This window comes from Shewanella morhuae, from assembly GCF_003028295.1.
GTDB lineage: Bacteria > Pseudomonadota > Gammaproteobacteria > Enterobacterales > Shewanellaceae > Shewanella > Shewanella morhuae.
Genome location: NZ_PYSG01000002.1, coordinates 2,291,129 through 2,305,970, shown reverse-complemented (window position 1 = coordinate 2,305,970; position 14,842 = coordinate 2,291,129). Strand labels below are relative to the sequence as shown.

Annotated in this window: 10 protein-coding genes, 1 pseudogene and 1 riboswitch; of the genes and pseudogenes, 4 read left to right on the top strand and 7 right to left on the bottom strand. The window is 44.4% G+C overall.

Annotation, left to right across the window (positions count from 1 at the left end; all coding sequences use genetic code 11):
* Window positions 1–139: 139 nt before the first annotated feature.
* The 3 genes and pseudogenes from C9I43_RS10610 to C9I43_RS10600 form a co-directional block, all read right to left on the bottom strand.
* Window positions 140–367 (bottom strand): annotated as a pseudogene (locus tag C9I43_RS10610) (multiheme c-type cytochrome); the annotation flags it as partial.
* 122 nt (window positions 368–489) lie between these two features.
* On the bottom strand, window positions 490–1,080 hold the full coding sequence (locus tag C9I43_RS10605) for a substrate-binding periplasmic protein (RefSeq protein ID WP_258191883.1): 591 nt from the start codon (window positions 1,078–1,080) through the stop codon (window positions 490–492).
* 295 nt (window positions 1,081–1,375) lie between these two features.
* Entirely contained in the window at window positions 1,376–2,011 is a 636-nt protein-coding gene (locus C9I43_RS10600; protein WP_107883437.1) for a DUF2913 family protein, read from the bottom strand.
* A 268-nt stretch (window positions 2,012–2,279) separates the two neighbouring features.
* Here C9I43_RS10600 and C9I43_RS10595 point away from each other — a divergent pair, with 268 nt between their 5' ends.
* Window positions 2,280–2,495 (top strand): TIGR02450 family Trp-rich protein, encoded by a 216-nt coding sequence (locus C9I43_RS10595; RefSeq protein WP_107883436.1) that lies wholly within the window; start codon window positions 2,280–2,282, stop codon window positions 2,493–2,495.
* Window positions 2,496–2,682: 187 nt separating this feature from the next.
* Here C9I43_RS10595 and C9I43_RS10590 read toward each other — a convergent pair whose 3' ends face one another.
* From C9I43_RS10590 to C9I43_RS10580, 3 genes are all read right to left on the bottom strand, one after another.
* A complete protein-coding gene (locus tag C9I43_RS10590) occupies window positions 2,683–3,984 on the bottom strand; it encodes a DEAD/DEAH box helicase (RefSeq protein WP_107883435.1) in 1,302 nt (433 codons plus the stop codon).
* A gap of 386 nt (window positions 3,985–4,370) precedes the next feature.
* Window positions 4,371–5,939, bottom strand: coding sequence for a methyl-accepting chemotaxis protein (locus tag C9I43_RS10585; RefSeq protein WP_107883434.1), 1,569 nt, complete (start codon window positions 5,937–5,939; stop codon window positions 4,371–4,373).
* A gap of 603 nt (window positions 5,940–6,542) precedes the next feature.
* On the bottom strand, window positions 6,543–8,330 hold the full coding sequence (locus tag C9I43_RS10580) for an aminopeptidase P family protein (protein WP_107883433.1): 1,788 nt from the start codon (window positions 8,328–8,330) through the stop codon (window positions 6,543–6,545).
* A 374-nt stretch (window positions 8,331–8,704) separates the two neighbouring features.
* Between C9I43_RS10580 and C9I43_RS10575 the strand changes: the two genes are divergently transcribed.
* Both C9I43_RS10575 and C9I43_RS10570 read left to right on the top strand, forming a co-directional pair.
* Window positions 8,705–9,490: an ROK family protein gene (locus C9I43_RS10575; protein ID WP_107883432.1), complete on the top strand. Its 786-nt coding sequence runs from the start codon at window positions 8,705–8,707 to the stop codon at window positions 9,488–9,490.
* Window positions 9,491–9,780: 290 nt separating this feature from the next.
* A riboswitch (cyclic di-GMP riboswitch) is annotated at window positions 9,781–9,869 on the top strand.
* 110 nt (window positions 9,870–9,979) lie between these two features.
* Window positions 9,980–12,583: a glycosyl hydrolase family 18 protein gene (locus C9I43_RS10570; protein ID WP_107883431.1), complete on the top strand. Its 2,604-nt coding sequence runs from the start codon at window positions 9,980–9,982 to the stop codon at window positions 12,581–12,583.
* A 143-nt stretch (window positions 12,584–12,726) separates the two neighbouring features.
* Here C9I43_RS10570 and bamJ read toward each other — a convergent pair whose 3' ends face one another.
* On the bottom strand, window positions 12,727–13,197 hold the full coding sequence (bamJ, locus tag C9I43_RS10565; protein ID WP_076496530.1) for a BamJ family beta-barrel-assembly machinery protein: 471 nt from the start codon (window positions 13,195–13,197) through the stop codon (window positions 12,727–12,729).
* A gap of 243 nt (window positions 13,198–13,440) precedes the next feature.
* Here bamJ and C9I43_RS10560 point away from each other — a divergent pair, with 243 nt between their 5' ends.
* Window positions 13,441–14,802 (top strand): short-chain fatty acid transporter, encoded by a 1,362-nt coding sequence (locus C9I43_RS10560; RefSeq protein WP_107883430.1) that lies wholly within the window; start codon window positions 13,441–13,443, stop codon window positions 14,800–14,802.
* The last annotated feature ends 40 nt before the right edge of the window (window positions 14,803–14,842 follow it).

The window sequence follows — 14,842 nt, the reverse complement described above, 5'->3', positions numbered from 1 at the left end:
TTAGCCGTTACTGTTTTGAGGCTTAAAACGTCATCATTTGATGTGATCATTAGGGCATGATAAATAAAATATTTTGACTCAAGGCGAAGGCGCTCGCTTTATAACGAGCGCCTTTTGGGGCTAGATAAAACTTAATAGCTTATTGGTGTACCTTATCGACCCCCGATGAGCGACCTTCTGCATGACAGGTAGCGCATGACTCTTGTCCCGATTGATAAATACGCCCCCCGCTGGCATCACTTTGATACACCCCGCCAAAGCTACGCGCATGGATCACTAAGCTATCTTGTTGGGCGTGACAAGCTGTGCAGGTTGCCAAGGTTGGGGAATACTCAGCAATTTGACCATGGCTAGTTGCATCGGATGCGGAAATTATAAAAATATGGACAAGTGGCCTGTTCATGAGGTCGCCACAAAGGAAAAGATTGAATTAAGCCTAAGTTTAAGTTGTTGCAGTTATCTTAATAATGGGCGTACTAGAGCATTGGCTCAGCTTGCCAGAGTTTGGGTGTACTTTTTGACTATCTCATCAATCTTACCATTGGCTTTTAGGGTCGCTATTGCTTGATTGATGGCTGGTAGCAAATTGACGTGCTCCTTACGTAATCTAAACACTAGGTCCCCATCAGAATGTACCGCGGCAAGTGCCACTGGGATCCCTAGCTGAGTCGACCAATACAGAACAGGATAATTACCCGCAATAATCGCATCGACTCTGTGTTTGTCTAAGGCTTTAACTAACTCCTGCTCAGAGGTAAAGTCGGCACGAATAAAGTCCTTATCATCGTGGTATAAGTAACCGCGCACAGTGCCTATGTGTTTGCCTTTTATCTGGTTGATATCATTATATTGAATCACGTTTTCGGGCAGGGTAACTACATATTCAATGATTTTAATGATGGGTGTAGATTTAACAAACAACGGCCCTAAATCTTGTTTTACAAACCAGCTTGGACTGACGATATCAAAGTCGAGTTGACCTGTTTCGAGAGCATTATTGGTGCGCTTAGGTGGCAAGTCGAGGATTTCAGCTTCAATTTTAGCTAAAGATAAAATCATCGGGATCAGTTCTGTGATCATTCCAGGCGCCTCAGCTTGATGATCAATAAAGTAAGGATACCAAGAGTAAGAGCCAGTAATATTGTATTTAAGCGACTGTGCGAAGGCCGGTTGCTGAGTAAAAAAAAGATAAATAAAGCGAATTTAATTAAATGTTTATACTCTAAGCTCCGCTTAATCATCTTGTCTTCATCCCTGTTATCTTGATGTACTTCAGCACAATGTTGTGGCTATCTTACCTGACCTGTGTGAATAAAATGTTTCTTAAATCACACAAGTCATATTCAAGCAGTTCAACAGGTTAGGCAATTGTACTTTACGCTAATAGTTGGCACAGGGCGGGTTGTTGATTATGGGGATAAATTCGATAGGTTTTATGATGTTTAATTAAGCTAGTTTTCTTGTTGCTTTGGCTAAGCAATAAGCCATGGGATAACGCAATTCGCGTCAGTTGTTGCTCATCGGCACGGACATATAAGTTAATTGGCTTTATGAGCTGATCATCTTTGATATGTTGGTTAAATTCTTTCGCGTCAATCACTAAGCTGGATTGACCATCGCCATCGAGCTTAAGTTTTGCAGTAATGTCAGTATCCGTAAAGACTAGCCATTGTGCCTGTTTCAGTTCCTCAATCATGGCATTCAAACCTATTCCTAAGGCCGGCTCAGTTTTTTCAATAGCTTGATATTGATACACAATCCTTTCTAATAAATGTTTGAGTTCAGCGCCAGCACCTTGGCTGCGGGCTAAGCGGATCCATGCTGTTAGGTCGTCAGCAACCAGTTTAGAAAAACGTTTTTCTTTTAAGGATTCGACCATCCAGTTACACAAAAAATGGCTTTCTTGCGCCGGTGTACGCTGGGCTTTTTTCGTTTGTGCTGAGGCGGTTAAATCGGCAAGACCCGCAATGGCGAGTTCCAGCACAACTTGGTTATAGGTTTGAGAATTCATTATGGCTCCGCCGCAGGCTGAAGTGATGTTATCTGTTTGAACCATCAGCATAAATGATGCTGAGCTCGAACGCTTGGATTGCGGCGGGGCTAGTTTATCAAAGTGCCACTTAAATCGATATTGATTATTCTGTGGTGGCTCAGCCCTTGTGGTATTACATGCTTAGTATTAACTGCGTTGATTAAAGATCCCTTCTGCCCAAAATAGCGTATAGGCAGCCAGATAGGATAAGTCCAGCATATTAACTCAACTGTGTTACGGAGTTTTAATGAATAAAATCAATCCCAAAAAATTACTCAACAGTAAATGGACTGCGGTAAAACCGGCCCATAAAGAAAAACATTTTTTAATCACAGAAATTGAATTTGATGAGGAAGGTTTAGTTGTCTTATGTTCAATTGAAGCAGTGATGTCTAAGCGAGTGATACCAATAAACTGGCTTGATTTGAAAGATGAAACCCATTGGCTTCAAGGCTGGAAATAGCAGAGATATTTCGATTCGATGTTTTTTAGCAGAGCTTTTATCGTTTATATCGACTTAGCATTAAGGCGAGCACATGTTGAGAAATATCACTATAAAAAATCTGCCACAACAATTGTTGTGGCCGATTTGATTAAAATACGTGGGATGGGGTTAAACGCTATGGGTTTTACACCACCCGTTTTAGCGATTACTTAAGCTTTTTTGCTTTGCTCGGTGCTTGACCCACTTTCATTTTTACGCGGCGGCCTTGCATGTTTTTCTCTGCTGCAACTTGAGCGCCGACGTTGTCAGTTCTTTGTTGGTTTTTAGCAAAGCTGCGACGAGTTTGCAGTTGTTTTAACAGTAATTCGCGGCTACCGACTTCATAACCTGGCACTGTGACGCGGCGAATCTGTTGACCGATAAGCTTTTCGATATCAGCTAAAGTGCGTTCTTCTTCACGACTTACAAATGAAATCGCCACACCTGTTTTGCCCGCGCGGCCTGTACGACCGATACGGTGTACATAGTCTTCTGCGAGGAAAGGTAAGTCGTAGTTGACTACGTATTCAAGGCTTGGAATATCCAGACCACGGGCGGCGACTTCGGTGGCAACCAGTACGCGTACATCACCTGCCACAAATTCACGCAGGGCGCGGCGACGACTACCTTGGCCTTTTTCACCGTGGACCACTTCTGATGGAATACCATCTAAATTCAATTCTTTCACTAAGGTATCAGCGGCATCACGGGTTGCGGTAAATACCAATACCTGTTGCCAGTTTTTCTTACCGATAAGCTCAGATAATAATTCGCGTTTACGGCGCTGCTCGACCGGATAAACCACTTGGCTAACGGTATCAGCTGTGGTGTTTTGCTTATCGACGCTGATGACTAATGGTTTGACCATCATATCGTTGGCGAGTTTTTTCACCGCGCTTGAGAAGGTGGCCGAGAACAGCAGGTTTTGGCGTTTTTTGTTTACCGCTTGTAGAATTTTTTGAATATCGGCGCTAAAGCCCATATCTAACATACGGTCAGCTTCATCGAGGACTAAAAAGTCGACGTTTGATAAGCTTAAGTTACAGGCGGTAAGGTGCTCAAGTAAGCGACCTGGCGTGGCAACAATCACATCGGCGCCGCGTTTTAGCTTTTGCGCTTGAGTCTCTATTTTTACGCCGCCATAAATGGTTAATACGCTGAAATTTAGGTATTTACAGTAAGCTACAACGTTGTCGGCTACTTGCGCAGCAAGCTCACGGGTCGGCGTAAGGATTAATACGCGGGTATTCGACTTTAATGTTTCACTTGGCTTTTCAACCATCTTTTGTAAAATCGGCAAGGCAAAGGCAGCGGTTTTACCTGTACCTGTTTGCGCACTGGCTAAGACATCTTGGCCGCGGCGGATAGCAGGTATCGCTTGCTGCTGAATAGGCGTCATTTGTTGATAACCGCAATCTGAGATAGCGCGCAAAATCTCGGGGGAAAAACTAAAAGATTCAAATCTCATTTTGGATTCCTGTCATTTACTTATTCAAACATTCAAACATTCAAGCACCTAAAGCCGATTTTTTTACTGTTCTGCCGACTGACATTTATTGATATCAGTACCACTTAGGCTCCACAGTAGACGCTAGGCTAGCTCATTCTTCCACACAGATTTTAAGAAAAATGGCGGGCGCGGAGTATAGCAAAAATTTTGGTTAAAACCTGAACTTTTTAGTGTTTTGGCGTTTTATCTGAATGATTTAGTCAAGAAGGGATAAAAGTCTGAGTACGAGTCAGCCGTAGTGAGGTTAATTCTGCAATATCTAGGTCGAGAAGTCCCATTGATCAAGAACAGAAAAAAATACCGCAGCCTTAACTGCGGTATTTTACTGTTCTAAATACGTCTGTTTATCCGAAGGTTTGCCGCAGACCGAGAGCTTTTTCAGCATTATGTTTTAGTAAGTTAGCAGCATCACCAATCAGATGGGTTGCAGCTAGGTTTTCATGACTGACATGGGCGATAGAATGGATATTACTGGTAATCTCATTAACCACTTGCCGTTGTTGAGCGGCGGCAACGGCATTTTGTTGGGCAAAGTTATGTATGTCGCTGACTTCTTGATAAATGGTATTCACATTCTCGGCCGACAGTTGAATATCGCTCGCGCAACGCTCGGCGTGTTCGCGGCTTTGTTCCATTTCTTTTGCCCAAGCGTTAAGCATGGTAAACATCTTATCGACACTTTTCGAAATGCTGTTGGTTGACAGCTGGGTTCTGCTCGATAGCGCGCGAACCTCATCGGCCACCACGGCAAATCCGCGACCTTGCTCGCCCGCCCTTGCAGCTTCAATCGCCGCATTGAGTGCGAGTAGGTTAGTTTGCTCAGCAATCGAGTCAATTTCTCCCATCGCATTAGCGACTTGCTCGGCTTCTTTATTTAATTGCTGCGCATTAGTGGCAGCGTTTGCAACAGACTTTGCCAATTGTTCTACTTTTTGAGTATTGGCTTGCATGTTGGCGCTGCTTTTGAGGCAAAGCTCATGGGCAGTATTAATGCTGCTCGAGGTTAATTGGGTATTTTGAGCCACCTCTGCAACCGTTGAACTCATTTCTTCCATTGCGCTTGCAAGCTGTTCTAGTTGGTTTTTCTCTTGATCTAAACTGACATAAGTTTGCCCTGTTGCAACGACCAATTGATCGGCGATACCGTGCAGTTGATTGGCTTGATCTTGAGTGCGTCCAAGCACGCCATTCATTTTTGCTTGCAGCATAATTAACTGAAAGTCGAGAATCGATGAGGTATCAGCGCCAGAATAAATATAGCGACTAATCGAATCGTATTTAGTTTGCATATCAATTAATTTGGCGGGGATCAAAAATGCCTCATCATAGAAAATGGCTAAGTTGATACCCATCAGTACCGCCCCCGCAATAATCACTCCCCAACCCCAAAAATAGCCTGCAAGCAGTAAACCTATTGAAGCTACTATTGCTGAAACAATGCGTTTTTGGATTAAGCTCAGTGGTTTAGGGATTGATTTGTTTTGCTTAATCTTCTGATAAATTTCATTCGCTTTACTAATATAGTTAGCCTGAGGATAAATGCGAACCGATTGATAACCCACTATGGTGCCGTTTTCAAATAAGGGCGAGACGAAAGCATCAACCCAGTAAAATCCACCATTCTTACAGCGGTTTTTAACTATCCCGCGCCAAGACTGACCTGATTTTAATTTTTCCCACATTTCTTTGAAGGCTTCACGGGGCATGTCGGTGTGGCGCACAATATTGTGGGCACTGCCAATTAATTCTTGCGCGCTATAGCCTGAAATTTCAGAAAAACGGTTATTAACGTAAGTGATGGTACCGTGGGTGTCGGTAGTTGAAATAAGTTCATCGTTTGGGTGCAAACGAACTTCTTGCTCTACACGATTCATATTTATAGGCTTATTGAACTTAGGGTTACTCGGGCTCATTTAGTGTGTCCATTCCTGGCCGATACGATGATTTAGGATATAAATAGGTAGTTTAATCTGCGCTAGCACTCATTGGTGCTAACTTGTTATGTGACAAGGTTATCATTTTGTGTGGGTGTAGGAGAGACATATTTACTTGGTTTTAATGATAATCAATCGATTGTTGTATTTACAACCTATTGCAAAATATCATTTTTTCACTTAAAAGTAACAAGATTAAAACAAGCGTTTATATCAATCCGCCGCAATTCCCTTTGTTTTTATAGGGTTAATCATGTTAGGGGATTTATTGTATCCTATAAATTCAACACAAAAGGGTAATATATAGAAATAGGTATTGTTAATTGAGGCGTACAGAAATACAGCTTGGGTGGTACAGAAATCAGGATGTGAGCAATGCGTACGTTATCGGTTGTTTATTGTGCAAAATGGTGCGGTTATATTTTGCTTATCTATTAAGGTGTTTAGCTCAAGACCTTCAAAAGAAAGTGAATATATTGTGACAGTAAAAAACCGCTCAAATGTGCTGACTTGAGCGGTTCTGTGTACGGGAGCGATGATAAAGCAGCAATGCTTTAATACTCCTGCTTGCTTGTTTTATACTTAAATCGCCCGAGTCGCTTGGGTTAGCCAGGCTAACTCATCACCCGACATCAATGGGGCTAAGGTATCGTACACTTGCTGGTGGTAGGCATTGAACCAATTGATTTCCCCTTGCGTTAACATGTGTTTATCGATAAGGCGCTTATCCATAGGGATCATCGTTAGTGCGTCAAATTCATACATTTCACGCTCAGCGCCTTTAAGTGCCTCGCAGTGTTGCACTACCACTAAGTTTTCTAAGCGAATACCAAAATTGTCTGCACGGTAGTAACCAGGCTCGTTAGAAAGCACCATGCCGGGCAGCAGTGCAATACCGTTGACATTTTTACCTATGCGCTGCGGGCCTTCGTGCACACTTAAAAAGTGACCGACGCCATGGCCAGTGCCGTGGTCGTAATCAAAGCCATATTGCCATAGATATTGGCGCGCGAACGCATCTAGCTGCTGGCCTGAAGTGCCTTTAGGAAAGCGGGCTTGGTCAAGCGCGATATGGCCTTTTAGCACTAAGGTCACCATTTTTTTATGTTCATCGGTAACATTGCCAATGGCAATGGTGCGGGTTACATCGGTAGTACCGTCAATATATTGCGCGCCAGAATCCACTAGGTAGATGCTATTCATCGCCATCATGGCGGGCGTGCCATTGTTGTGATTGTAATGGCACATGGCGGCATTAGCGCCAGCAGCAGAAATGGTATCAAAACTTGGCTCGCGATAATGTTCATCCTGCAGGCGAAAGCTTTCTAATTTATCTGCAAGTGTGGCTTCATTATGCAGATGATTTGAAGCAACTTCGGCATCTAACCATGCAAGAAAGCGCGTCACCGCGACGCCATCACGGATATGACAAGCGCGTATTCCGGCAAGTTCTGCACTGTTTTTCTGCGCTTTGGGTAATGCAACAGGGTCGATGCCAGCAATTAATTTAGCTCCGGCTTCACGGGCAATATTTTGTGCCCAAGCGTTAGCAGAATTAGGATCGGCTAACAGTTTTACACCCTGCAAGCTGGCAAGTGTGTCGGCGAGTGTGGCCTCGGCTTTAAAGCTCACGCCTTTACCGACATGGGCCTCAATACCTTCAGGTAATTTTGCTAAGTCGGTATAAAGCACCATATCACCATTGGCGTACAATAGGGTACAACCGAGCACTACAGGCAGACGTGGTATATCGTTGCCGCGAATATTTAACAGCCAACAAAAAGAATCTAAAGCGGCAATTAAAGCCACATCGGCACCGGCTTTTTTCACTAATGCACCAATTTCGGTACGTTTTTGTATGCTGGTTTTACCGGCACTCTCGTTACTGAATAAAGTGATGGGCGCGCTTGATGGCGCGGGGCGATGTTGCCAATGTAAATCAATCGGGTTTTGCGCAATAGACACTAATTCAATTTGCGCTTTGTCTAAGATGGCTTTGGCGTTTTCGAACCAAGCTAAAGTATGCAATCTTGCATCAAATCCCACGCGAGAACCCGCTGGCAGTGCATCACATAACCACTCAATTTGTGGTGTGTCGGTAAGGCTCTCGTAGCTGAAAAGTGCTGCATCAACTTGTAGGCGAACTTGCACGGTATAACGGCCATCGGTAAAGATAGCCGCTCTATCTTTTAATACGATCGCCATCCCTGCCGAGCCAGTAAAATGAGTCGCCCAGTACAAACGCTCGTTATGCTCAGGTACGTATTCGCCCAGATATTCGTCGGCGCGTGGAATAATGAATGCATCGAGATTGGCAGCAGTTAATTCGCTACGAATAGCGCCGAGGCGGCTAGCGATAGAATGTGGCATATAGGCTCCAAGTGAGACCGGTACGTAATGCGAGTCGGTCGATAAAGGTTTTATATTGATTTGAGTTTTAACCCGTTTAGATTATCGCAAGTCTAAGGTTACAGATGCAAGGAAGTGAATGAAGGATTTTGTATACAATCGTAAGTGTGTGCTGGAATGAACGTTAACCGTGGTTTTTATGCCTGATTAAATGAAGTCATTTTGAGCAGGTAAAAAGCTAGCTGTATAACATATCACCTATAGCTAATTGATAGTTTGCCCCTTATAAATTAGCAGCTTAATACTTATTTTATCGCGAGTACTTTGCCAATATGCTAATATTTTGTACCTTCGCTCGGGGTCAGAGCGGGGGACATGTATCAGTGGAGCTGGCGATGCAAGTATTAACCATAGATGTAGGCGGGACTAAGGCCCTGTTTAAGCTTCAACTGGCGGAACATACAGAACAATATAAAATTCCTACCGGTGAAGGCTTTAAGATTGAAGAGTTAAATAACCAGATTGCCGCATTAGAGCGTGATTACGATTTACAAGATTACCAACTCGCGATTGCTGTGCCTGGACTGGTGCAAAATAATCGTTTGGTGTCGTGTAAATCATTACCTGGACTCAATGGTTTGAGTTTTGACACAGTAAAAACTCAAGGTGAGCTTAAGTTTATCTGCAACGATATCGAGGCGGGTATGCAGGCTATTTGCGATACAAAATATGCCTGTGAGCTGTTGGTAATGTGCGGCACCGGAATTGGCATGTCGATTGCCTTTAATGGGCAAGTCTTTACTGGCGCAACGGGTGTAGCTGGTGAATTAGGCCATTGCCGAGTGATGACAGAATCAGGTGAATTTAGTTTAGAGCAGTTGGCCAGTGGCGATTCAATACGAAGTCGTCATATTGCTACGGCAGATGAACTGTATCGGGCGGGGAGTTATCTAGGAATGGGGCTTGCTTGGGCGGTTAACTTATTGAATCCTAATCGAGTATGGTTAGCGGGAAGGATGATAAATAATGCGCCGTACTATAAAGGTTGCCTTGATAGTTTAAAGCAAATGGCACTGAGCACTCCCTTAGCTGGGGTGCAAATTAATCGTGTCGAGGATATGGAAACCTTAGTTTGCCGCGGGTTATCTGTGATGCTCGCAAGGGATTATCCTCGTTCGTAATACTCCACGGTGTAGATGGCTAAGTCGATAATCATTAGCCTGCTGCCACGCGGCTTTAAAATATAAATGCTTGAATATAAAGCAGGACTTGTAATGCCTTTGGCTTATCGAGTGCTGCTTTTTTATGTTGAAAGTCATCAGTAACCTCCTGATTACCCAGTTAATATTAGTAATAATTGAACGGCATTTAATTCCTTTCTTATCAGTCTACTATCTCTCTTGATGATATCTTGTTGCATTTATGTGTGGCTTATGTTTATGCTTGTTGCGGCATTGACAGCGTTGTCATTGCGTGTAAAAGGCAAACCAGTTGAAAAACTGGGACGCAAAGCCTCCGGTCTAAAGGTTTGTCTGTACCTATGATAGCGGGGATACCACAGGTTTTTCTTCATGCAGTTGTCAGTCGTTTTGCATGGTCTTAAGAGCGCAGTTTCCTGTCTAAGCTTTGTTTGCTTTATTGATGCATAAAAAATTCAATAGGGATATTTCATGTTTAAGACTCAAATTTCTACATCAGCTTTATTAGTCGCATCGACGTTAGCATCTACTATGAGCATTAGTGCATTTGCTGCTGCGCCCGGTAAACCAACGTTAGGTTGGGGTGAAACTAAGTTTGCGATTATTGACGTTAATCAAGCTGCTACGGCCTATAATCAATTGGTTACGGTAAAAGATGCCGCTGATGTTTCTGTCAGTTGGAATCTTTGGAGTGGTGATGTGGGCAATAAAGCCCAAGTGCTGCTCAACGGCAATATAGTTTGGGAAGGGCCATCTGGTGCTTCCGGAACCGCTAATTTTAAAGTGAAAAAAGGTGGCCGTTATCAGATGCTGGTGCAGTTATGTAATAGCGAAGGTTGCACTGCCAGTGATGTTCAAGAAATTCTTGTGGCCGACACCGATGGCAGCCATTTAGTGCCACTTAATGCGCCGCTTAAAGAGAATAATCGTCCCTATGTGAATAAATCCGGCAAAGTGGTTGGCAGTTACTTTGTTGAATGGGGAGTATACGGCCGTAAATTCCCCGTCGATAAGATCCCCGCGCAAAACTTAACTCATATTTTATATGGCTTTACCCCTATTTGTGGCGGTGATGGCATTAACGACAGCTTGAAAGAAATCGAAGGCAGCTTCCAAGCATTGCAACGTGCCTGTAGTGGCCGTGAAGATTTTAAAGTTGCGATCCACGATCCTTGGGCGGCGATTCAAATGCCGCAGGCGGGCGTGAGTGATTACTCCGACCCATATAAAGGTAATTTTGGTCAATTGATGGCGCTCAAGCAAGCACACCCTGATTTGAAGATTTTGCCTTCGGTCGGAGGCTGGACACTGTCAGATCCTTTCTTCTTCTTTAACGATAAAACTAAGCGCGCTACTTTTGTTGCGTCAGTAAAAGAGTTTTTGCAAACATGGAAATTCTTTGACGGTGTGGATATCGACTGGGAATTCCCTGGTGGTAAGGGCGCTAACCCCAATTTAGGTAATGCTAACGATGGTGAAACCTACGTTACTTTGATGCGTGAACTACGTGCCATGCTTGATGAGCTAAGTGCTGAAACGGGTCGCACCTATGAGCTAACGTCGGCCATTAGTGCAGGTGATGACAAAATTGAGAAAGTGGATTATCAAGCTGCCCAGCAGTACATGGATTACATCTTCTTGATGAGCTACGACTTCAATGGCGGTTGGACTAACACTGAACTTGGTCATCAAACCAATCTTTATGAAGCAGGTTGGGATCCTGATACTCGCTATACTACGGATAATGGCGTTAAGGCCCTGTTAGGCCAAGGCGTGACGCCAGGTAAAATTGTCGTTGGTGCGGCTATGTATGGTCGTGGCTGGACTGGGGTCAGTGGCTACAGTGGCAATAATCCGTTCACGGGCACGGCCACGGGCAAAGTGAAGGGCACATGGGAAGATGGCGTAGTGGATTATCGCCAAATAGTAAACGACTACATGGGTAGCGGTTGGGCCTACAGTTATGATGAAGTGGCCGAGGCGCCATCATTGTTCAAAGCATCGACTGGTGACTTAATCACTTTTGATGATGCGCGTTCTGTTAAAGCTAAGGGTCAATACGTGCTGGCCAATCAGCTCGGTGGCCTGTTTGCATGGGAAATTGATTCCGATAACGGCGATATTCTTAATGCAATGCACGAAGGCTTAGGTAATGGCGAAGGGGCAACATCACCGGTGAATAAAGCGCCCATTGCTAATGCTGGGGCAGATATCAATGTCACAGGCCCAAGCGATGTGGTGCTAAATGGTAGTGGTTCGCGCGATCCTGAAAATGGCGTGCTGACGTATCTATGGACTCAATTATCTGGACCTGAAACGGTTATTACGAATGCCGATATGGCCAGTGCAATAATTCAACTGGAAGCCACACAAACCGATATCGCCTATGGATTTAGCCTTAAAGTGACAGATCCTGAAGGGTTATCCGCCACAGATTTAGTGACAGTAACCAACAAGGCCGACACACCAAACCAAGCTCCCGTGGTAAGTGTGGCTGCAATAGCAACAGTGGAAGCGGGTAAAACGGTCAGTATCGTGGCGAGTGCATCCGATGCCGACGGCGATGCCTTAACCTATGCTTGGACTGTGCCTGTTGGCGTGTCAGCCACGGGGCAAAATAGTGCCACGCTAGTGGTCACTGGCCCCAATGTTACCCAAGCGAGCAGTTATGGTTTAAGCGTGCTGGTTTCCGATGGCGCTTTAGACGCGAGCGCATCGACAACCTTAACTGTCACGCCTAAAGCTGCGGATGGTTGCAATGTGAACGATGCTAATGTGGGTAATTATCCAGCTTGGCAAGCCAGTGTAGTTTACAACTCGGGTGATACTGTGAACCATAGTGAACTGGTATGGAAAGCTAAGTATTGGACTCAAGGTAATGCGCCATCTCGCACAGCGGATCAATGGCAGCTACTTAGCCAAGTTGATCTTGGTTGGGATGCCGCAGTAGCTTATAACGGCGGTGCAACCACTCGTTATAACAACCGTCAATGGAAGGCTAATTATTGGACTAAGGGTGATGTGCCTGGCGTCGCGGCTGTATGGGTTGATGTTGGCGCAGTAACTTGCCCATAATGGTTCAACTTACTAATACAATTTGATTAAAAAAAGCCCTGCGAAAATGCAGGGCTTTTTATTGATTTCGGTCTTTATGTCGCGTTAAGGACAATGCTGTGGATACAGATTAATACCTTGATACGGGTTCATTAAAGATAGTTTTAATTAATCTTCAGTAATTCCACATCAAAAATTAACATCGAACCGCCGCTAATTTTGCCTGCGTTACTGTTGCCGTAGGCGAGTTCACTGGGAATAAAGAAACGTACTTTATCGCCAACAACCATCAGTTGTACGCCTTCGGTCCAGCCTTTAATCACTCGATTAAGCGGAAAGGCGATAGGCTCGCCGCGATCAACTGAACTGTCAAACACGCTTCCGTCGAGTAAAGTGCCATGATAATGCACGGTCACAGTATCACTGGCTTTTGGATGAATCGTGCCATCGCCCTTGGTTAATACTTCATATTGCAAACCTGAAGCCGTGGTGATCACGCCTTCTTTCGCTTTGTTTTGGGTTAAAAATTCATTACCTAAACGGATATTCTCTTGGGCGGCTTTTTGGCCGTTCATCGAGGTAAAGAAGTAAAAAATCACCCCAGCTATCACCACAATGGCGAGTAATATTTTCATACAAAGAGCACCTTAAGTTAATTTCGGCCATGTTATCAGTTTTCTAACGATAGATGCTATCGCTACTCGTACAGGCTTTGAACTCGAACGCTGGTCATCTGCTACGACCAGTTCAAGCCATTAAAACTCCCTTCAAGGCTTTATCCTGCTTTAGATATCGCTTAACCTGTGGGCTTAAGACTTCACAAAAATCCAATAAAAACAGACAACAACTAGAATTAAAATAATAAATAAGGAAAGTCCATGCTAAACAAAGCGGCAAAACCTCTGGTCAAGCTAGTCGACCGATATCTACCCGATCCCTATATTTTTGTACTTTTACTCACCTTAGTGGTGTTAATTGCTGCCGTCGTTTCTGAGAACAAAACTCCGCTGGAAGTCATTAATTATTGGGGTGATGGTTTTTGGACGCTGTTAAGTTTTTCGATGCAGATGCTATTAGTGCTGGTGGCGGGGTTTATGCTGGCAAGCTCACCGCCGATTAAAAAGTTGCTTGATGCGATTGCGGGTTTGGCTAAATCGGCACCGCAAGCCATTATTTTAGTTACGCTTGTATCACTCGCCGCGAGTTGGATCAACTGGGGATTCGGATTGGTAGTAGGTGCTTTGTTTGCTAAAGCCTTAGCCCGTAAAGTGAAAGTGGATTACCGGCTGCTGGTTGCCAGCGCCTACTCAGGTTTTGTGGTTTGGCATGGCGGGCTCGCAGGGTCTATCCCGTTAACCATAGCCACAGCGGGGCATTTCGCCGAATCACAAATTGGTATTATCCCCACTAGTGAAACCATTTTCGCGAGTTTTAACTTATTACTGGTTGCGGTGCTGTTCGTGGTGATGCCTTTAGTGAATCGCTTTATGTTGCCTGACGAAAAAGACAGCGTTTATGTTGATTCGAGTGTCCTTGATGACAAAGGTGGCGAAACGGTTTCTTCAGTGCTAGAGGTTAACCGTGCAGGTGAGAGCCCGAGTCAACATAAGCGTGCAATGCGTCCTGCGGATATATTGGAGAATAGCCGTTTACTCGGTTGGAGTGTCGGTGGTGCAGGGCTTGTATATTTAGGTTATTACTTTTGGGTACAGGGCGGCAGTTTAAACCTTAACGTAGTGAACTTTTTATTCTTATTTCTCGCCATAGTGTTACATCAAACGCCACGCAGTTTACTCACCAGTTTAAATGAAGCTATTAAGGGCGGTGCTGGGATCGTGATCCAGTTTCCTTTTTATGCAGGCATTATGGCCGTGATGGTGCAATCGGGTTTAGCCCAGAGTATTTCACAAGGCTTTGTGGCGATAGCCAGCGCCGAAAGCTTGCCATTTTGGAGCTTTATTAGTGCAGGGATTGTGAATATTTTTGTACCATCTGGAGGTGGTCAATGGGCTGTGCAGGCACCGATTATGTTACCTGCCGCGCAGGCTTTAGGCGCCGATGTCGCTCGGGTTGCTATGGCTGTTGCTTGGGGGGATGCGTGGACTAACCTTATTCAACCTTTCTGGGCATTACCTGTGCTAGCCATTGCGGGTTTAAAAGCGCGAGATATTATGGGGTTTTGTTTAATGCAACTAATGATTACTGGCGTGATTATCAGTATCGCCTTGAGCTGGTTTTAAAAATAACTAAGCGGCTAAACGACATTATTTTCCATAGCTA